Below are 19,610 nucleotides of genomic sequence, written 5' to 3'. Positions count from 1 at the left end.
CCATGAACCCGCTGAAGCGGCTCGGCCGTCGCCGAGCCTCGGTGTTATCCCTGGTGGCCGTGGCCGCCCTGGTGACACCCGTCGCCGCGACAGCCGCACCCGACGCTGTCCGGGCCTCCACTCTCGGCGCCCAAGCGGCCCAGTCCGGACGGTACTTCGGGACCGCCGTGGCCGCCGGACGCCTCGGCGACGGCACGTACTCCACGATCCTGGACCGCGAGTTCAACTCGGTCACGCCCGAGAACGAGATGAAGTGGGACACGACCGAGCGCTCCCGCGGCTCGTTCAACTTCGGCCCCGCCGACCAGATCGTCAACCGGGCGACGGCGCGCGGGCAGCGCGTGCGCGGCCACACCCTGGTCTGGCACTCCCAGCTGCCCGGCTGGGTCAGCTCCATCAGGGACGCCAACACGCTGCGCAGCGTGATGAACAACCACATCACCACCGTGATGAACCACTACAAGGGCAAGGTCTTCGCCTGGGACGTGGTCAACGAGGCCTTCGCCGACGGCGGCAGCGGCCAGCACCGCTCCTCGGTGTTCCAGAACCTGCTGGGGGACGGCTTCATCGAGCAGGCCTTCCGCACCGCACGGGCAGCCGACCCGTCGGCCAAGCTCTGCTACAACGACTACAACATCGAGAACTGGAGCGACGCGAAGACCCAGGGTGTGTACCGCATGGTGCGCGACTTCAAGGCGCGCGGCGTGCCCATCGACTGCGTCGGCCTCCAGTCCCACTTCGGGGCGGGCGGCCCGCCTGCCGGCTTCCAGACGACGCTGGCGAACTTCGCCGCTCTCGGCGTGGACGTCCAGATCACCGAGCTGGACATCGCGCAGGCGCCGACGACCGCGTACGCGAACACCGTGCGGGCCTGCATGAACGTCGCACGCTGCACCGGCATCACCGTCTGGGGCATCCGCGACAGCGACTCATGGCGCAGCGGAGAGAACCCGCTGCTGTTCGACCGGGGCGGCAACAAGAAACCCGCCTACCAGTCAGCGCTCACCGCGCTGGGCGGCAGGGCGGCGGCAGGCGGCACAGCCGCGCCCGAGACCGCCGCGGCCCGTTCGCCCCGGTCAGCAGCCGCGCTGCCCGGCAGCTTCCGCTGGAGCTCCAGCGGCGCGCTGATCGCCCCGAAGCCGGACGCGACCCACAACATCGCGGGGATCAAGGACCCGTCGGTCGTCCACTACAACGGCAAGTACCACGTGTTCGCGAGCACCGCGAGCTCCTCCGGATACAACCTGGTGTACCTGAGCTTCTCCGACTGGTCGCAGGCGGGTTCGGCCACGCACCACTACCTGGACCGCACCGCCGTCGGCGCCGGCTACCGGGCCGCACCGCAGGTGTTCTACTACGCGCCGCAGCGGCTGTGGTACCTCGTCTACCAGACCGGCAACGCCTCGTACTCCACCAACCCCGACATCAGCAACCCCAACGGGTGGAGCGCACCGCGCAACTTCTACTCGTCGATGCCCGACATCATCCGGCAGAACATCGGCAACGGCTACTGGGTCGACATGTGGGTGATCTGCGACAGCGCCAACTGCTACCTGTTCTCCTCCGACGACAACGGGCACCTCTACCGGTCCCGGACGACGGTCGGCCAGTTCCCCAACGGCTTCACCGACACCGTCATCGCGGCGCAGGACTCCAAGTACGCGCTGTTCGAAGCGAGCAACGTGTACAAGGTCCAGGGCAGCAACCAGTACTTACTCCTCGTCGAGGCCATCGGATCGGACGGCCGGCGCTACTTCCGCTCGTGGACCACGAGCAGCCTCGCCGGCTCGTGGACACCACTTGCCGCGTCGGAGAGCAACCCGTTCGCCAAGTCGGGCAACGTGACGTTCCCCGCCGGTAGTTGGACCCGGGACATCAGTCACGGCGAGATGATCCGCGCGGGTTACGACCAGACGCTCACGATCCCGGCCTGCAAGCTGCAGTACCTGTACCAAGGCATGAACCCCAACGCGAGCGGCGACTACAACAACCTGCCGTGGCGACTGGGCCTGCTCACCCAGACCAACTCGACCTGCTGACCGCATGGGCCCCGCACCGCGTGCGGGGCCCATGCCGCAGCCGCCAGGCGGCGGGGCGTGGTGGAGGGACAACGCGGCACGGCCGTCAGCACCCGCCCGCTGGACCTGGCCGGCATCGGCACATGTGGCTCGGTCTGCTGAGCCATGCCCTGACACGCGGCCTCTCGGCCCGGGCCGCCCACGCGCGGAGCAGGGCCCCGGCTGCGTCGACCAGGTCCGCGCAGCCGCCGGCCGTCGGCCCCGGGTTCCGGCCAGGTCAGTCAGGCAGTCAGTCAGTCAGTCAGGGAGCACCGCCACGTGCGTGGTCATGGTGCGGGTGTGGTCGACGAAGCGCTCGTCTCCTTGCAGGGTCACCTGGACGGGGACGCCTGCGTCGCCCGCCGACTGGCCGACAGTGAGCTCGAGCTCGCCGGGCTCGACGCGTCGGCGCAGGTCTGCCCCGGTGAAGCTGGTCATGTCCGCGTGAACCTCGAACTCGACGCCACGAGTTTCACCGGCGGCGAGGTCGACGCGGGTGAAGCCGATGAGCTGACGGACGGGGCGGGTGACCGAGGCGACCGGGTCGGTGAGGTAGAGCTGGGGCACGCACGTGCCTGCCCGCTCGCCGGTGTTGGAGACCCTCGCCCGTACCGTGATCGTCCCGTCGACGGCCACAGCGGCTTCGTCGACGGATACGCCATCGATCTCGAAGGTCGTGTACGACAGACCGTGCCCGAACGGAAACGCGGGGGTCGGGTCGATGTTGCTCACGCCGTCGCTCTTGAGCGCGAGCGGAGGCGCCAGGTAGGTGCCCGGCTGGCCCGCCTCGTCGCCCGGGATCTGGACGGGAAGGCGCCCGGAGGGGTTGACCCGGCCGGAGAGGACGCCGGCGATGGCCGCCGCGCCTTCCTCTCCGGGAAAGAACGCCTGCAGGGCCGCGTCGGCTCGCCGCGCGTGCCGCCCGATCGCGTACGGACGGCCGGACAGGACGACCAGGACGACTCGGTCGGCCGCGTCGAGGACGGCCTCCACCAGTTCTTCCTGCGCTCCCGGGAGCGTCAGTACGCCGACGTCGCAGCCCTCGCCCGACGTGCCGCCGCCGAACATGCCGGAGCGGTCGCCGACGACGAGGACCGTCACGTCGGCCGCCGCCGCCACGGCGACCGCGGCGGCGATGCCACTGCGGTCGTCCCCGGTGACCGGGCAGCCGACCTCGTGGTGTACCTCGGTGGCGGGGAACTCCCGCCGGAGGGCGTCGAGCACCGTGGGCGCGTCGATGCCCAAGGGGGCGTCGGGGTGGTGGGGAAGGACGTGGTTGGGGAACGAGTAGCAGCCGAACAGGCACCGGACATCGTCCGCGGCGGGGCCGATCACGGCGATGGAGCGTGAGCCGGCGAGCGGCAGAAGGCCTGAGGGGTTGTCGAGCAGGACGACGGACTCCTCAGCCAGCCGGCGGGCGATGGAGCGGTTGCGCGGCGAGTCGAAGTCCGCCGGGACGGTGTACTGCCGGGGACTCCAGCCGGGGTCGAGCAGGCCGAGTTCGGCCTTCTGGGTCAGGACCCGCAGCACCGCGCGGTCGAGAAGGGCGGTGGAGACGCCGTCGTCCAGGAGCGCTCTGCCGTAGCCGGTGGTGTGCGGCAGTTCGACGTCGATCCCGGCCCGGAGTGCCGAGCGGGCCGCTTCCCGGACGTCGGCCGCGACGTGATGCAGGGAGGCGAGGAACGCGATCGCCCAGTAGTCGGACACCACCGTGCCCTCGAAGCCCCATTTCTCGCGCAGCAGCCCGGTCAGAAGCTCCTCGTTGGCCCCACAGGGCACGCCGTCGATGTCGTTGTACGCGTTCATCACCGAGCCGACGCGACCGTGCACCACCGCCTTCTCGAACGGGGTGAGGATCATGTCCGCGAGTTCCCGGGGACCGATGGCGGCGGGGGCGTGGTTGCGGGCAGCCCGGGAGGCGGAGTAGCCGGCGAAGTGCTTCAGCGTGGCGATGACACCGGCCGACTGCAGACCCTTCACGTAGGCCAGGCCCAGTTCCGACACGAGGTACGGATCCTCGCCCATGGTCTCCTCCACCCGGCCCCAACGGTAGTCCCGTACGACGTCCACGACGGGGGCCAGGCCCTGGTGCACGCCGACAGCCGCCATGTCCGAGCCGATGGCCGCAGCCATGCGGTGGACGAGGCCGGGGTTCCAGGTGGCCGCCCAGGCGAGCGGCGTGGGGTAGACCGTGGCCTGCCAGGCGTTGAGTCCGGTCAGGCACTCCTCGTGGGCGATGGCCGGAATGCCGAAGCGGTTCGCCGCGGTCACTCGCTCCTGGTACTCCGCCAGGCGCCTGCGGCCCGTCTCGGGGGCGACCGGGGCCGTGCCGAAAACCCGGGTCAGATGGCCGAGGCCGTCGACGATCGCCTCTTCGAAGCTTTCGGCGCCGCGGAAGGTGTCCTGCATGGGAGCCACGTCCCCGGACATCTCGTGGCCGGGCCAGGTGCTGCCGAGCTGTGCGATCTTCTCGGCTTCGGTCATGGCGTCGAGGAGGGCCCGTGCGCGAACGGACACCGGCAGGGCGGGGTCGTTCCACAGCCCGGTCGTCGGGCGCTCGTCGCTGATCGTCAAGGTCGCATCCGTTTCTCTTGCGGGCGCGCGAGAGCCGCGCGGTGATGGAGGGAAGTCGAGGGCGTCCATGAAGGACTGCCGGTTGGGACGGTGAGTCGGGCCCGGGCCCCGGTCCGGCGGTCGCGGGGAGGCGGACAAGCCGGACAGCGTCAGGGTGAGGTGGTGATCGGCGCCTGCCGGCGCCCGGGCCCCGCATCGGGTGGTGTCCCGCCTCCGCGGACCTGGCAGGACGCCGGTTCCGTCATTTCCCGCCGGCGCCCATCAGACCCGCGACGAGGGCCCGGCGGGCGAAGAGGTAGACGACGAGGATGGGTACCGCGGACATCAGGACCGCGGCCAGCAGGGCCGGGACGTTGGCGCCGTACTCGGAGACGAAGTTGTACAGGCCCAGCGTCACCAATTTGGTGTCGTTCGACTGGGTCATGATCAGCGGGAACAGGAAGCCGTTCCATGCCTGGAGGGCCGTGAAGACGGATGTGGTCGCGATGGCGGACTTCGACATCGGGACGACCAGCGTCAGCAGGGTCCGGGCCGGGCTCGCGCCGTCCAGGGCCATCGCCTCGTACAGCTCGGTGGAGATGTCCCGCATCCCGCCGCTGAGGACGAGCACGCTCACCGGCAGGGCGAAGGCCGCGGTGGGCAGGATGATGCCCCAGAGGGTGTCGTAGAAGCCCAGGTCGTTGATGATCAGGAAGAGGGGGATGATCACCGCCTGGGAGGGGATCGCGAGGCCCAGGAGGAACAGGCGGAACACGCCTTTCGTGATCCAGCCCCGCCCACGCACGACCGCGTAGCTGATCGGTATCGCGAGCGCCAGCACGATGGCGACCGTGGCCGCCGCCACGACGAGCGTGTTCCAGATGTACTGCAGGAAGCCGCTGTCCAGGACGGTGCGGAAGTTCTCCAGCGTCGCCTCGGAAGGGGTCGAGACGGGGCCCTTGTCGGTGTACGTCGTCTGCGGTTGCACCGCCGTGTTGACCAGCGCGTACAGCGGGACGCCGATGATCAGGAGCCAGACGAGGGCCGCGACGCCGGCCGCGTAGTTGGGGCGGGTTCTCACAGCCCCTCCAGGGTGCTCGTCATCTTGTCGTAGCCACTCAGCTTGGTGAGCACGACCGAGGCCGCGGTGGCGAGCAGGAGCAGGAAGCTCGCGATGGCGCTGGCGTAGCCGTAGTCGTAGGTGCGGAAGGCGGTCTGGTACATGGAGAAGGGCAGGATCGAGGTGTCGGTGCCGGGGCCGCCGTTGGTCAGCAGCAGGACGATGTCGAAGGCCGTGAGGCCGCCGACGACCATGAAGATGCTCGAGGTGATCATCGTGTTGCGCAGCTGCGGCAGCGTGATGTGGAAGAACTGCCGGACCCTGCCCGCGCCGTCGATCGCGGCGGCCTGGTAGAGCGTCTGCGGGATGGCGCGGGCCGCGCCCTGGTAGAGCAGGCTGTGGAAGGGGACGAACTGCCAGCTGGTCACCAGGACCAGGCAGACGATCGCCCCCGTCTGTGTGCCGAGCGGGTTCGTGTCGCCCGGGAAGACCCGGCCGAGCGTCGAGGGCAGGCCGAAGTTCGGATCGAGAAGCTGGCGCCACATGATGGACGTGGCCGCGGTGGAGAGCAGCAGCGGCAGGAAGAAGATCGCGGACAGGACTGCGCGGTTGCGCTGCCGGCCGGCCGACCAGACGCCCAGCAGGATGCTGATCGGTGCCTGGACGGCGATGTTCCCGACCAGCAGGACGCCTGTGACGAGGGTGGACTGCCAGACCTGGCTGTCGCCGAAGAACCGCGACCAGTTCTCGGTACCCGTGAACTGCGGGGCGCTCAGGCCGTCCCAGTGGGTGAAGGACAGGTAGAGCACCCCGGCCATCGGTGCGACGGCGAAGACGACGAAGAACAGCAGCCCGGGCACCGCCCAGGCCACGCCGGGCCGCTCCAGGGTGGGAGGAGCGACCCGGTCACGGACCCGGTGCTTGCGCACGGACCGCGAAGTCGTTGCGGAGACCACGTGGACGTGCCTTCCTACTTCTTGATCGCCAGGACCGCGCTGACGAACTGCTGCGGCGAGCTCTGCCCGTTGAAAAGCTTCTGGATCTCCGTCAGCAGCGGAGTGCCGAGTGTGAGGCCGAGGGCCTGGTCCCAGGACTGGGTGAAGGACGGGGCCTTCTGCACCAGGTCGTACTGGAACTTCGCGTACGCCGGGTCGGGCGCCTTGGCGAGGAGCTGCTCGGCGTTGGTGGTGACCGGCACCTCGCCCTTCTCGATCAGCCCCTGGACGTAGGCGTCGCTGTAGGTGGTCTTGAGGAACTCAGCCGCGGTGTCCTTGGCGGCGGAGGTGGTCACCGAGATGTAGTTGGTGGGGTTTCCCACGATGTTGCCGACGTCGCCCTTGCCGCCCTCGACGCTCGGGAAGGGCACGTATCCCAGGTCGTTCTTCGCGAAGTCGGGGGCCTCGCTCTGCTGGGTGGCGTACTCCCACGAGCCCATCAGGACCATCGCCGCCTTGCCCTTGTTGAGCAGGGTGGCGGTGCCGCCGGGGCCGTAGTTGACCGAGCCGAAGTTCTTGCCGAAGGCGCCGCTGTCCACCAGCTCCTTGATCATCTGGGCGGTCCTGAGGATGGCCGGGTCGTTCCACTGGGACCAGTCGCCGTTCTGGATGCGTTCGAAGAGCACCGGGCCCGCGAGGCGGTCGACGAGGTACTCGATCCACATCAGCTCGGTCCAGGAGGAGCTGGCGTTGCCCGCGAGCGCGAAGGGTGTGACGCCCTTGTTCTTGAAGACCTTCACCAGGTTCTGCAGCTCGGTGTAGGTCTTGGGCGGCTGAACGCCGGCATCGGCGAAGACCTTCTTGTTGTAGAAGAGGAAGACGGGCTGCGTACCACGGCACGGGATGCCGACCAGCTTGTTGTCGACCTTGCCGGCGGCCAGCGCGGAGGGCAGGAAATGCGTGCCCAGCATCCCGTCGAGCTCGACGAGCTTGCCCGCCTTGACGTAGTCGTCGAGGCTTCCGCCGCCCCAGTTGAAGAACATCCCGGGCATCTTGGACGAGCCCATCGCGGTCCGCAGCTTGTCCTTGTAGCCGTCCGAGGCGATCACGGACAGGGTGACCTTGCCCTTGCCGGTGGAGTCGAAGGTGTCCACGGCCGCCTTCTGGACCGAGTTGGTCGGGTCCTGCAGCGTCCAGAAGTCCACGGTCCCCGTGGGCGAGGAGGCGGAGCTGCCGGACGAGCCGCAGCCGGCCACGGTGACGCTCACCGTGGCGGCCGCCGTGGCGGTGAGGAACCACCGTCGGGACACTCTGTTCATCGTTGAACACCTTTCGATTCGGCAGGATCCCGTCGCGGGTGTGCTTCACCCCGCAGGCCGTCCCGGGCCTGGCTGCGCTGAGGGATGTGAGTCGATGGCCATGACCGTCAGGTGCTGTCGCACGAGATGTGCGTACCGTCGCTCCTGCGGTTTCGCTGGCGTCGGCCACGCTAAGCGGCGGGATTCGGCCACGGCAATGTCGGAAGAGGATCAGTTCCGAAAGACTTTCGCAGTCCGAGGTCTTGCCGAATCGGCGTCAGGAGGATCCGTGACCCACGGTTGCGGGCGGCGCTGTCGACACGCGCACGATCAATTCGGTCGCGAGTTCCCTGCGCGTCGTCGCGGGCGGCGTGCCGTCAGCCACGCGCAGCAGGACGCGCGTGGCCTCCTGGCCGAGCTCCCGGAACGGCTGTCGTACGGCGCTCAGTGGGGGTGAGGCCATGGCGGCCACCAGGGTGTCGTCGAACGACACCACCGACAGGTCGCGCGGGACGGCGATGCCGAGCCGCCGGGCGGCCTCCAGCACGCCGAGAGCCTGGACGTCGCTCGCGGCGAACAGGGCCGTCGGCCTGTCGCGCCGGTCCAGGACGCCGCGGGCCGCGCGCAGGGCCTCGCGGTAGTCGAAGTCGGTCGACCGGACGAGCGCGGGGTCGTAGGGGATCCCGACCTCCGCCAGGGCGGCCCGATAGCCGTGCAGGCGGGCGGATCCGGCCGGCGAACTCGAACGTCCGGCCAGCATGCCGATCCGGCGGTGCCCGAGGTCGATCAGATGCTGGACGGCGGTCGTCGCGCCGTGCCAGTTCGTCACCCCGATGCTCGGGATGTCCGCGGACGGTGCGTTCAGGGGATCGACGAGCACCACCGGCAGCCGCTGCTCCCGGATCCGGCGCTGCTCCTGCTCCGCGAGAGCGGAGATGACGATGACGACACCCGCGGCGTCCAGCTCCACCGACTTCTGGAGCCACTGCGCTATCGAGCGCCGGCTCGTCGTACCGACCGTCGTGTGGACGCCCGACTCGGTCGCCGACTCCACGATGCCCCGGACCACCTCCAGGGTGTAAGGACCGGCCAGATCCCGGAACACGGCCAGGATCTGCCGAGGTCGCCGCGCCCCGCTCTCCCACGTCCGGACGTAGCCGCGTTCGGCCAGCAGCGCCTCGATCCTGGCCCGCGTCGCCTCGGACACGTCGCGCCGCCGGTGGACAACCTTCGAAACGGTCGCGAGGGAGACACCGACGTCGTTGGCTATCGAGGTGAGAAGCCCATACTGGGCGTCGCTGCGCGACCTGGCTGGGCCCGTCACTTCGGCGTGAACCTCCCTGTCGCGTCCACTGACTGTGCGCTGAGTGAAAGTACACGCCCGCCCGATCACGGAGCGCGGAGCCAAAGCCCCGAAACATCCGTCCACCTGCGGGAATTCGGCGACTTTCGCGCTTACGAAAGTCTTTCGCGGCGTGAGCGGCCACCTCTTGTAGGCTCCCCCGCATCCTGTTCGAGTCACTCAGGCGCGTCACCTTCGGGAGGCCGGAATGCCGGTGCACAGCATCCACGACACACAACCCGCCGACCGCTGGGAGGACGCCTTCCTCTCCGGTAACGGCGAGGTCGGGATCATGGTGTTCGGGCATCCCCACCGGGAACGGATCGTGCACAACCACCACCGTTACGTGCTCCCCAACGGGTCCCTCGGGATGCGGCCGCCGGCCGTTGCCGATCGTCTCGAACACGTCCGCGATCTGATTCTCGCCGGGGAACGGGAGCAAGCCCAGCGCGAGTTCTCCGACGGCAGGGCCATGGCCTGGACCCAGCCGTTCCACCCCGGGCACGTGCTCCACCTGGACGGTCCGGCCGACGAAAGCCCCCTGCACGACTACCGCCGGGTCACGGACTTCACCACGGGCGAGGTGCGGGTCACCTGGTCCGACGGGGAGCGGGACTGGGCGCGGCGTGCGTTCGTCTCACGGACCGACGCCGTCGCCGTTGTCGAGATCACGGGTCCTCGGCTCGCCCTGTCCATAAGGCTCTCCGGAGAGTTGCCGGGCAGACCTTCCGAGGTCACCCTCTCGGCGTCCGCGCACACCGCCGGGGACGGGGAGGCGTCGCTCGCCATCGTGGGCGTGTACCCGCCGGGGGCCGGCGCCGCGGGATTCGCAGGCGTGTCCCGGGTCGTGATCAGCGGCGGTCGGATCACGGTGGAGGGGGACGTGGCCCATGTCGAGGGAGCGGCACGCGTGGTGGTACTGACCCGGATGGACCGGTCGGCGCCCCTTCCCCGCGCCGATGCGCTCATCGCGGGCCTTGCCGAGCTGCCCGCCGACTATGACGCGTTGTTCGCCCGCCATGCGCCCGTCCACGGGAAGCTCTACGGCCGTGCCGAACTCGACCTGGGCGTGTCCGACAGTGACCGCAGTCTCCCCGTGGGCGAGCTGATCGCCCGCGCCGACGCCAGGACGCTGGACGGCGCGCTGGTCGAGGCGCTGTTCCACTCCGGCCGCTACCTGCTGCTCAGCTCCAGTGGCGTACTCCCGCCACGGCTGACCGGACTGTGGCTCGGTGAATGGGGCGCCGCCTGGTGCGGCGACTACACCACCGACGCCAACATCAACCTCCAGATGGCCGGGGCGGTCCTCACCGGCATGCCCGAACTCATCGCGCCGTACACCGGCCTGATCGGCGGGCAGATCGACGACTGGCGCACCAACGCCCGCACGATCCACGGCACCCGCGGCATCCTCGCCCCCAGCCGGACCGACGGAGAGCACGGACTGCTGTTCCACCTGGACGACGACTGGCCCTGGGCGATGTGGGTGGCCGGCGCGGACTGGCTGCTGCTCCCGCTGTACGAGTACTGGCAGGCGACCGGTGACGACGACTTCCTCGCCCGCACGCTCGCCCCCTGGCTCGTCGAAGCGGCGGTCTTCTTCGAGGACTTCCTCACCCGCGAGGACGCCGACGGGCACGTCGTCCTCGTCCCGTCCTACTCGCCCGAGGTGGGCCCGAAGGACGTCCGGGGCGTGGCCGGGGTGAACGCCACCATGGACGTCGCCGCGGCCCGGCACGCGCTGACCACCGCCGCCGACGTCTGCGCGCACCTCGGCATCGAGCAGGCCGCCGTCGACCGCTGGCGCATGCTGGCGCAGCGGCTGCCGCCGTACCGCGTCGACGACCACGGGGCGCTCGCCGAGTGGGCGTGGCCGGGACTGGAGACCGCCGACGACCACCGGCACATCAGCCACCTCCACCCGGTGTGGCCCCTGCACGACATCACCCCCGACGACACCCCTGACCTGGCCGCCGCCGCCCGCGAGGCGCTGCTGCGCCGTGGCGACGAGAACACGTCCGCGCACGGCAGCCTGCACCGCGCCCTGGTCGCCGCACGTCTGAAGGACAGCGCCACCGCCAAGGCGAACATCCTCAAGATCCTCGGCCGCGACATGGTCTTCCGGTCACTCATGACCTCGCACAACCCCGACCTGGAGATCTACAACGCGGACGCCGCCCACTGTCTGCCCGCCGTCGTCGTGGAAATGCTGCTCGACTCCAGGCCCGGGGTCGTGGAACTGCTGCCCGCCCTGCCCACGGAGTGGCTCTCCGGGAGTCTGCGCGGTATCGCCACGCGGGCCGGGGTGAGCGTCGACGAGCTGACGTGGGACCTCACGGAGGGCTTCGCCCGGGTGGTCCTCACCTCACCGCTCTCGCGGGACGTCACCCTCGTGTGCCGCGGTACCGCGGAGCAGCGACAGACCGTGCATCTGCTGCCACACTCCCCCACCACAGTGACCGTCCCACTCCTCTGACGCGGAGGGAGACAGGCACCTGACGGGCGCCCCCGGTCCGCTGCCTCACTGGGCAGTGACTCCGCGACGCACCGACGCGGAGGTGCGCGGCACCAGGTGCGTCGCCGGCTCGATCCGCGACGAGACGGACGGCTGTCCCCCGGACAGACCCGTGGGGGGGGGGGGGGCCCCCCCCGCGCGGGGCCCCCCCCCGCCCCCCCCACCCCCCCACAACCCCGGGGGGGCCCCCGGGACCCCCCGGGGGGGGGGCCCGCACGGGGGGCCCCCACCCACGGGGCGGACTATGCCCGGCTCCACCTCTGGGTGGCGTTGCCGAGGGCCGTCCACAGTTGCGCCTTGGAGCCGTTGGCCGTGCCTCCGTTGGTGACGTCGATGGCCAGTCCGTTGGAGCGGTTGATGACGGATCCGTCCACGCGGAACCACCACTTCTGGCTGGTCTTGCCGTTGCAGGTCCACAGGATGAGCTGGGCGCCCGCGGTCGTTCCGTCACCGGCCGCGGCCAGACACTTGCCCGCGACGCGGAGTTCACCGGCCGTGGTCTGCGTGATGGTCTGGTTCCCGTTGCCGGAGCAGTCGTATATCTGGACCTGTACGCCCGTCTGGCCGTTCGGGACGTCCAGGCAACGGCCCGAGTTGGCGCCCTTCAGGGTGAAGGTGCCGTCCGTCGGCAGGGGGTCCTGGACGAGTTGCCAGTCCTGCGTGGCGTTGCCCGCCGACGTCACGAGGGTCACGGAGCCGTTCGCCGTCGTGCCCGTCATGTACAGGTCGGTGTTCCTGACCAAGCGGAGCTTTAGTAGCCGTCGGTGGAGGGGACGAGGGTCCACTGCTTGTCGGTGGCTCCGTCGTCGACCCACTGGGCGAGCTTCTGCCCGGCGGTGGCGTTGCCGGTCCAGATGGCGACGGAGCGGCCGCCCGCTTTGTTGAGCAGGGTGACGTCGTTCCCCTTGGTGGTCAGGTGCCAGCGCTGGGTGTCGTCCGTGACGTTGCGGTCCCGCAGGACCAGGTCGGGGACGTCGCCGGTGAGGTTGGCGTCCTGCGTCTTGTCGGCGTCCGGGCTGAGGGCTTGACCGGTCGCTCGGTTGACCAGGGTGCTGTAGGTGCCTTCGGACCGGCCGAGGTCGACCTCGGCGTAGCGCACAGGACCGGCACCCGTACCGAAGTCGGCCTGAAGGGTGAGAACGCGTCCCGTGCCTTCGACGTACTGGAGGGTGCGGCTGTACCCGGCGGCGATCGGAGTCTGGTACTCCTTCCAGGTACCGGTGCTCTCGCCGGACTCGTTCATCCAGACGCTGCTACTGGCCCCCGTGTTGTAGACGATCCGTCCGTCCGGCAGCGCGACGATCACCGGGCTGCCGCCCGTGGACAGCGTGTGTCCCCCGGAGGGCACGGGCAGGTTGGTGACCGGGAGGTCCGTCACGCTGGTCGGGTAGAACTTCAGCGGGTCGTCCGCGAGCCTGTACCGGGCGACCGTTCCGCCGCCCCAGTACTCGTAGGTGAGGAACCATTTGCCGTCGGTGGTGGGGGCGATCGTCGTCATGCCCGGGCGGCCGCCACCGATCTCCGTCTATACGCGGCTGGGCTGTCCAGTCGGTCCATCGCCGAGATCCTGCCGTACATCGACGCTCCTGCCCCTGAGAACTCCGAGGCCGCGCTGGAGCGCCTGGCGCGGGAGCGGGACCGGCTCTCCCAGCGCATCGCGGACCTCGTCCGCACCCGGAACAAGCTGGACGAGGCATTGGCCAAGTGCGCGATGGATCAGGTGCGTTCGCGGCGTTCGTAGCTGGTGATCGCTTTCGCGAAAGTCCATCGACCGACCGACCGGCGTACAGGTGCGCGTGTGTATGCGTAGGAGCCTCGGCGCTCCATGGCGGTGACCACGCCAGCGCGCATCCGGCTTGTGGACGCTGGGATTACGTGCGGCCGGCAGCCCTGCGGCGGGGCCACAGCGAGGGCGACTCACAAGGCTGTCGCTTTTTCACCATGGTGCGTCGTCTGCGGACCCAGGAGGAACCGTTTCCCGACCATAGCTTTGAGCGTGTCAGCCCGGCCGAGACAGGGAGCCGGGTGACGGAATCCGGAAAGGACGACACGTGATGAGCTCCGTGAAGCCTCTACGACTGACGTACGCCTTCGACGCCTACTGCGGCTGGTGCTACGGCTTCGGCCCGGCCCTGCACGAGTTCGCCGCCGCCAACGCGGAGCGGATCGAGCTGCGGGTGCTGTCCGGCGGCCTGTTCACCGGGTCCCGCGCGCTGCCGGTGTCGGCCTACCCGCACATCCCGGGCGCCAACGAGCGCATCGCCCAGCTGACCGGCGTCACGTTCGGCGAGGGCTACCGTGCCGCGCTCACGGACGGAGCTGTCGTGATGGACTCCGCAGATGCCGCCACGGGCCTGGTCGCGCTGCGCAGCCAGCCGGGCGCGAACGCCCTGGATGCCGCCGCTGCGATGCAGCGCGCCTGGTACGTCGACGGCCGCAGCCTCTCCGACGCCGAGGTCTACCGGGACCTCGCCGCCGACCTGGGCCTGGACGCCGACGCGGTGGCAGCCGCGTACGCCTCGCCCGCCGCCCGCACCGAGGCGGAGGCCGACTTCCTCGAGGTGCGCCGGCTGGGCGTCGACGGCTACCCGACGCTGCTGCTGCACACCGCACACGGCACCGACCGTCTGGGCGGCCCGGTCTCCTCGGCCGACGCGCTCACCCACGCCCTGGACCAGCACCTGGCCGCCACCGCAGGCGCCTGAACCCACCCCACCCCTTATCAACACCCTGAAAGGCGATACCACCATGTCGACCACCCTGACCTACACCGTCCACACCGCCGGTGACACCGGCCTGCACAAGTCGTCCGTCCTGATCACCGGCGAGCGCGAAGCCCTGCTGGTCGACGGCCAGTTCACCCTGGCCGAGCAGCACCGGGTCCTGGCTGACGTCATCGACAGCGGCAAGGAGCTGACCACCGTCGTGGTCACGACCTCCGACCCCGACTACTACTTCGGCCTGGAAGTCATCCGCCAGGCTTTCCCGGACGTGAGGATCGTCGCCACCGCCACCACCGTGGAACGGATCAAGGCCAGTTGGGAGAAGAAGCTCAAGACCTGGGCGCATCTGGGCCGGAACCTGCCCACCGAGGTGATCATTCCGGAGGTGCTGGACGGGGACCGCGTCAGCATCGAGGGCCACGACTTCGAACTGCGCGGCGGGCACCCGGACCTGGTGTGGCGCACCGAGTACCTGTGGCAGCCCGAGGACCGCGCTGTCGTGGGCGGGGTCCTGCTCTTCGCCGACCTGCACGTCTGGACGGCCGACACGCCCACGCCGCGTGAGCGGGCCGCCTGGGCCGAGACGCTCGCCGAGATGGAGCGGCTCGCCCCGCGCTTCGTGGTGGCCGGCCACCGCTCCGCCGACTCCGCCACCGACGCCTCCGTGATCGCCTACACCCGCGCCTACCTCGCCGAGTTCGAGAAGGAACTGGCCGGGAGCGGCAACGACTCCCAGGCGCTGAAGGCCGCGCTCCTCGAGCGCCACCCGGACCTGGGCCTGCTGGTCGCCCTGGACCTGGGCACCAAGGTCGCCACCGGCGAGATGACCTGGGGCTGCCCGTGGCACCCCGCCGCCGGTGTCCCCCCGGGGGGGCCCCCCGGCCGGGGGGGGGGGGGGGCCCCCGGGCCCCCCGCCGTCGCCGGGCGGTCCGCGACCCCGGGCGGCACCACCGCCCGGGCCGCGGCCGCCATGGAGTTCGCCCTCACCGGCGGCGTGCTCTTCGTCCTGGTCACCGCCGTCCGCTGGGTGATGGTCTCCCCGCTCAGCCGGGCCCTGCCCGGGTCGCACCTCCAGCTCGCGGCCGTGGCCGTGATCGTCGGGGCGGCGCTCGTGTGGGCGCTGTCCTCCCCGTGGGGCCGCTGCTCCGGCGGGCACCTCAACCCGGCCGTCACCCTCGCCCTGTGGGTGACCGGCACCTTCCCCGGCCGCCGTGTCCTGCCGTACATCGCCGCCCAGCTGGCCGGATCCCTGGCCGGCAGCGGTCTGGCCCGCCTCGTGTGGGGCCCGGTCGTCGGCGACCGTATGGCCTACGCCGCCGTCCGGCCCGCGCCCGGCTGGTCGGCCGTCGCCGTCTTCACGGCCGAAGCCGCGGCCACCGCCGCCATCCTCGCCGTCGCCCTGCTGCTGATGGCCCGCCCGGCGTGGACGCGCTGGATCCCGCTCGCCCTGCCCGCCGCCACCGCCGTGGTCATCGTCACCCTCGGCACGCTCACCGGCGGGTCCGCCAACCCCGCCCGCCAGTTCGGCCCCGCCCTCTGGGCCCACCAGCCCGTCTACTGGTCACATCTGTGGGTCTATCTGGTGGCGCCGCTCGCAGGGGCGGCCCTCACCGCCCTGCTCGCCCGCCACCGGGCACATCGCCCCGGCCGCTCTCAGCGGAGCGGCCGCGCACGGTAGTACGGAAGGCGATGGGAGACTGACCGGCGCGCTGTTGGAAGTACTTGCTGAAGTTGGTGGCGCTGGTGAATCCGAGCTGTGCCGCGATACGGGAGGCCGATTGGTCGCCGTGCGCCAGGAGGCGTTTGGCTTCCAGGATCACCCGCCGGTCGATGAATTCCTTCGCTCCCACCCCCGCGCCGGCCAGTGTGGCCCGGGAGAGCGTGCGGGGCGAGTAGCCCAGAGCCCGGGCGTAGTCCTCCAGGCGCCGCGTGCGGGTGAAGTCGCGTTCGACCGCGTCACGGAAGTGGACGAAGGTCTCCCCAGGGTCGGGAGCCGGGCTGCCGACCAGTGCGGCGCGCTGCGAAAGGCGCAGCACCAGGACCGCCAGCAGGTGGCGCAGCACCGCCACGTGGGCTTCCAGCTGAATACCGCGCAGCGCCCGGAACTCGAGCGCCAGATGGTTCACGGCCATCTCCAACACGTCGCGGTCCTCGGGGTCGGGAACCCGAAGCACCGGGGCGTGCGGATCGTCCACGCGTGCTGCGGCCACGGCGCCGGGATCCAGGAAGTCGCGCTCGAAGAGGATCAGAGTGCCCTCGGCCTCGGCCAGATCACCCCACTGCTGCACCTGGCCGGGCCGGACCCACAGCCAGGAGCCCGGCTTGAGGGCGTAGGCGGTGAAATCCACCGTGTGCCACAAGGAGCCGCTGGAGAGGGTGATCAGGTGGTGGAACGTCGGCCGCTGCGGTGCCCGCAGCCCCGCCTTGCCCATGCGGACGGCGGCTCGCTCCCGCAGTTCCGCCAGAGACAAGATCTCGACGCCGGTCGGCGTGCCGACCGCGGGAGCGAAGCCGATGTCCGCGATCTCGCGCGGACGGTCGTGTCGTTTTCTCACCGTCACCAGTAGTCACCATGGGGGGAAGGAAGCCTGTCCACCTCTCAGTTTGAGGGGTGTCCGTCACCGAACCCGGCGTGGGTGGCGCCGGCGCCGAGGCATGGCCGCTTCCGCACGGCACCCAGCACGGGGCAGGGCCGGATCACGTCGAAGACTCCGGTCAGGTCGGCCCGTACGGCCGCTCGAACGCGTCCGACGGGTGCAGTCGGCCAGGAGAACGCCCGCCCCTTGCCCCGACCGACAGGTTTCCTTAGCGTTACGCGACGGTTCCCACCACGGGAGGCGAGGGGACGTGACCGGTACGGCATCGGGAAACCTGCCCGCTGTCTTCAGCACCTTCGTGGGGCGGCGGCGGAACATCGCGGAGATTCGCCGCCGTCTGGAAACGGCACGGCTGGTCACGCTCACCGGAGTCGGCGGCGTCGGCAAGACCCGGCTCGCCATGGAGGCGGCGGCCTCGATGAGCAAGGGCTTCCCCGACGGGGTGTGGCTGGTGGATCTGGCCCCCGTACGGGACCCGTCGGCGGTGCCAGGCGCGACCGCGACCGCGCTGGGCGTACCGGACCTCGGGCCCGGCCCCGTCGGTGACCGGCTCGCCGGCCACCTGGCCGCGCGCCGGACGCTGGTCGTGCTGGACAACTGCGAGCATCTGGCCGACGCCTGCGCTCGCCTCACCCAGTCCCTGCTGTCCGCCGCGCCCGGGCTGCGCGTCCTGGCGACCAGCCGCGTATCGCTCGGTCTCACGGGCGAATGTGTGCTCACGGTGCCGCCCCTGTCGGTGCCGGACGAGGCGGTCGAACTGGTGCGCGACCGGGCCGCGGCCGTCCGTCCGTCGTTCCGGATCACCGAGGTGAACCGTGAGGTGGTCACCCGGTTGTGCGAGCGCCTTGACGGGCTTCCGCTGGCCATCGAGCTGGCCGCGATCCGGCTGCGCACCCTGACGGTGGAACAGCTCGTGGACCGTCTGGAGGATCGCTTCGGCCTGCTCACCGCCGGCAGCAGCACGGCCAGGCCGCACCAGCGCACTCTGCGGGCCCTGATCGACTGGAGCCACGAGCTGTGCTCTCCCGCCGAACAGCTGCTGTGGAGACGGCTGTCGGTCTTCGCCGGGGGCTTCGATCTGGAGGCGGCCGAAGACGTGTGCTGCGGCGACGGTTTGCCGCGCGGCGAGATCCTCGACCGTCTCGACCGGCTGGTCGCGCAGTCCGTCGTCCTCACCTCCGAGGACGAGAGCCGGCCGCAGTACCGGATGCTGGAGACCATCCGCGAGTACGGCCGCGGGCGCCTGGCCGAGTCGGGCGAGGAGCGCCGGCTGCTGCGCCGGCATCGTGACTTCTTCCGTGCGCTGGCCGAGTCCTCGGCCTCCGCCTGGTACGGCCCCGGCCAGGAGGAGAGTCTCGCCCGGCTGCGGGCGCAGCACGGCAATCTGCGGCTGGCGCTGGAGTACGACGGCGTGGAGGCAGGCGATGCGCAGGCAGCGCTCGTACTCGTCGCCGCGCTGCGTTTCCACTGGTGCGCCGACGGTTTCCTCGGCGAGGGCAGGGACCGCATCGAGCGTGCCCTGACGGCCGCGCCCGAGCCCACCGCGGCGCGGGCCGGCGCGCTGTGGGCGGGTGCCTGGGCGGCGCTGCTGCAGGGGGACCACCGCACCGCCGACCGCTGGCTGACCGAGGCCGACGAACTCGGCGAACGGCTGGGGGATCCAGTGATCCGCGCCTACGTTCGGGGACTCCGCGGCACCTCCGCCCTGTTTCTGGGGCGCCTGGACGAGGCCGTCTCCTCGTACGAGGGCGCGGTGAGCGCCCAGATCGCGGCAGGTGAGGGACCGGGCGCGTTGTTCTCCCTGTTCCAGCTCAGCGTCGCCCGGGCCCATCTGGGCGATCCGCGGGCGGCCGAGTCGGGGCGCCGCGCGGTCGCCGCGGCCGAGGAGCACGGCGAGCGGTGGTGCCGTTCGTACGCGCTGTGGGCACTGGGCCACGATGCCTGGGTGCGCGGGGACGGCTCCTCCGGGCTGGCGTTCGCACGAGCGGGCCTGGAGATCCAGCGCGGTTTCAACGACTACGTCGGCACAGCCCTCATGCTGGAACTGCTGGCCTGGATCACCGCCTCGGACGGTGACCGCGCGCGGGCCGGACAGTTGCTGGGTGCCATCCGCGCCCTGTGGCGGAAGATCGGCACCGGCATCGCCGCGTTCGGCCCGCATCTGGCCGAGCACCACGCCCGGTGCGAGGAGACGGTCGTACGAGCTCTGGGGCGGGCCGCGTACGAGCGGGCGCTCACAGAGGGCGGCGTGCACGACGCCCCGGGGCTCGCCATCGCCCACGCCCTCGACGCTCCTGCCGCACGGGCCGAGCCAGGGGTCGCCGCGGATCCGCTGAGCCGCCGTGAGCGGGAGGTGGCCGCGCTCGTGGCCCGTGGCATGAGCAACCGCCGGATAGCGGCGGAGCTGGTGCTCTCGCCCCGTACGGTCGACGGCCACGTCGAGCACATCCTCGCCAAGCTGGGCTTTCGCTCCCGTACGGAGATCGCCGCCTGGGTGGCCGCGCACACGAATCAGGTACCCACCCCGTAG

The 19,610-nt window shown here is 70.7% G+C and carries 13 protein-coding genes; 5 read left to right on the top strand and 8 right to left on the bottom strand.

The annotated features are described in order from the left end of the window. The first annotated feature begins 2 nt into the window (after window positions 1-2). Window positions 3-2,039: a glycoside hydrolase gene (locus ACPT94_RS19055; RefSeq protein WP_360333178.1), complete on the top strand. Its 2,037-nt coding sequence runs from the start codon at window positions 3-5 to the stop codon at window positions 2,037-2,039. A 276-nt stretch (window positions 2,040-2,315) separates the two neighbouring features. Here ACPT94_RS19055 and ACPT94_RS19050 read toward each other — a convergent pair whose 3' ends face one another. The 5 genes from ACPT94_RS19050 to ACPT94_RS19030 all read right to left on the bottom strand — a co-directional run bounded on the left by ACPT94_RS19050 (window position 2,316) and on the right by ACPT94_RS19030 (window position 9,227). Continuing rightward, window positions 2,316-4,700 carry a beta-xylosidase/alpha-l-arabinosidase gene (locus tag ACPT94_RS19050; RefSeq protein ID WP_425246367.1) on the bottom strand — a complete coding sequence of 795 codons (2,385 nt, stop codon included), beginning with the start codon at window positions 4,698-4,700 and terminating at the stop codon, window positions 2,316-2,318. Window positions 4,701-4,872: 172 nt separating this feature from the next. After that, window positions 4,873-5,691, bottom strand: a complete 819-nt coding sequence (locus ACPT94_RS19045) for a carbohydrate ABC transporter permease (RefSeq protein ID WP_360333172.1) — start codon at window positions 5,689-5,691, stop codon at window positions 4,873-4,875. Next, window positions 5,688-6,599 carry a carbohydrate ABC transporter permease gene (locus ACPT94_RS19040; RefSeq protein ID WP_425246406.1) on the bottom strand — a complete coding sequence of 304 codons (912 nt, stop codon included), beginning with the start codon at window positions 6,597-6,599 and terminating at the stop codon, window positions 5,688-5,690. Before ACPT94_RS19040 ends, ACPT94_RS19045 begins: the two co-directional genes overlap by 4 nt. A 41-nt stretch (window positions 6,600-6,640) precedes the next feature. Beyond that, window positions 6,641-7,924 carry an ABC transporter substrate-binding protein gene (locus ACPT94_RS19035; RefSeq protein ID WP_360333169.1) on the bottom strand — a complete coding sequence of 428 codons (1,284 nt, stop codon included), beginning with the start codon at window positions 7,922-7,924 and terminating at the stop codon, window positions 6,641-6,643. A 256-nt stretch (window positions 7,925-8,180) separates the two neighbouring features. After that, on the bottom strand, window positions 8,181-9,227 hold the full coding sequence (locus ACPT94_RS19030; protein ID WP_425246366.1) for a LacI family DNA-binding transcriptional regulator: 1,047 nt from the start codon (window positions 9,225-9,227) through the stop codon (window positions 8,181-8,183). Window positions 9,228-9,453: 226 nt separating this feature from the next. Here ACPT94_RS19030 and ACPT94_RS19025 point away from each other — a divergent pair, with 226 nt between their 5' ends. Further along, a complete protein-coding gene (locus ACPT94_RS19025; RefSeq protein ID WP_425246365.1) occupies window positions 9,454-11,721 on the top strand; it encodes a glycosyl hydrolase family 95 catalytic domain-containing protein in 2,268 nt (755 codons plus the stop codon). 281 nt (window positions 11,722-12,002) lie between these two features. On the opposite strand, the gene ACPT94_RS19020 is transcribed toward ACPT94_RS19025, so the two are convergent. Then, window positions 12,003-12,503 (bottom strand): ricin-type beta-trefoil lectin domain protein, encoded by a 501-nt coding sequence (locus ACPT94_RS19020; RefSeq protein ID WP_425246364.1) that lies wholly within the window; start codon window positions 12,501-12,503, stop codon window positions 12,003-12,005. 8 nt (window positions 12,504-12,511) lie between these two features. Next, window positions 12,512-13,258 carry an RICIN domain-containing protein gene (locus tag ACPT94_RS19015; protein ID WP_425246363.1) on the bottom strand — a complete coding sequence of 249 codons (747 nt, stop codon included), beginning with the start codon at window positions 13,256-13,258 and terminating at the stop codon, window positions 12,512-12,514. 556 nt (window positions 13,259-13,814) lie between these two features. Here ACPT94_RS19015 and ACPT94_RS19010 point away from each other — a divergent pair. Further along, the gene (locus ACPT94_RS19010) at window positions 13,815-14,465 is read left to right on the top strand and encodes a DsbA family protein (RefSeq protein ID WP_425246362.1); all 651 of its coding nucleotides are present in this window, start codon (window positions 13,815-13,817) and stop codon (window positions 14,463-14,465) included. Between the two features lie 43 nt (window positions 14,466-14,508). Then, window positions 14,509-16,161, top strand: a complete 1,653-nt coding sequence (locus ACPT94_RS19005; RefSeq protein ID WP_425246361.1) for an aquaporin — start codon at window positions 14,509-14,511, stop codon at window positions 16,159-16,161. On the opposite strand, the gene ACPT94_RS19000 is transcribed toward ACPT94_RS19005, so the two are convergent. Beyond that, window positions 16,091-17,044: a helix-turn-helix domain-containing protein gene (locus ACPT94_RS19000; RefSeq protein WP_425246360.1), complete on the bottom strand. Its 954-nt coding sequence runs from the start codon at window positions 17,042-17,044 to the stop codon at window positions 16,091-16,093. The two genes, ACPT94_RS19005 and ACPT94_RS19000, sit on opposite strands and share 71 nt — an antisense overlap. 286 nt (window positions 17,045-17,330) lie before the next feature. Here ACPT94_RS19000 and ACPT94_RS18995 point away from each other — a divergent pair, with 286 nt between their 5' ends. Next, window positions 17,331-19,610, top strand: coding sequence for an ATP-binding protein (locus ACPT94_RS18995; protein WP_425246359.1), 2,280 nt, complete (start codon window positions 17,331-17,333; stop codon window positions 19,608-19,610).

Source organism: Streptomyces aurantiaciflavus, from assembly GCF_049808595.1.
Classification (GTDB): Bacteria; Actinomycetota; Actinomycetes; order Streptomycetales; family Streptomycetaceae; genus Streptomyces.
Note: the sequence above shows the minus strand (reverse complement) of the source record. Positions and strands in the feature narration are given on the sequence as shown.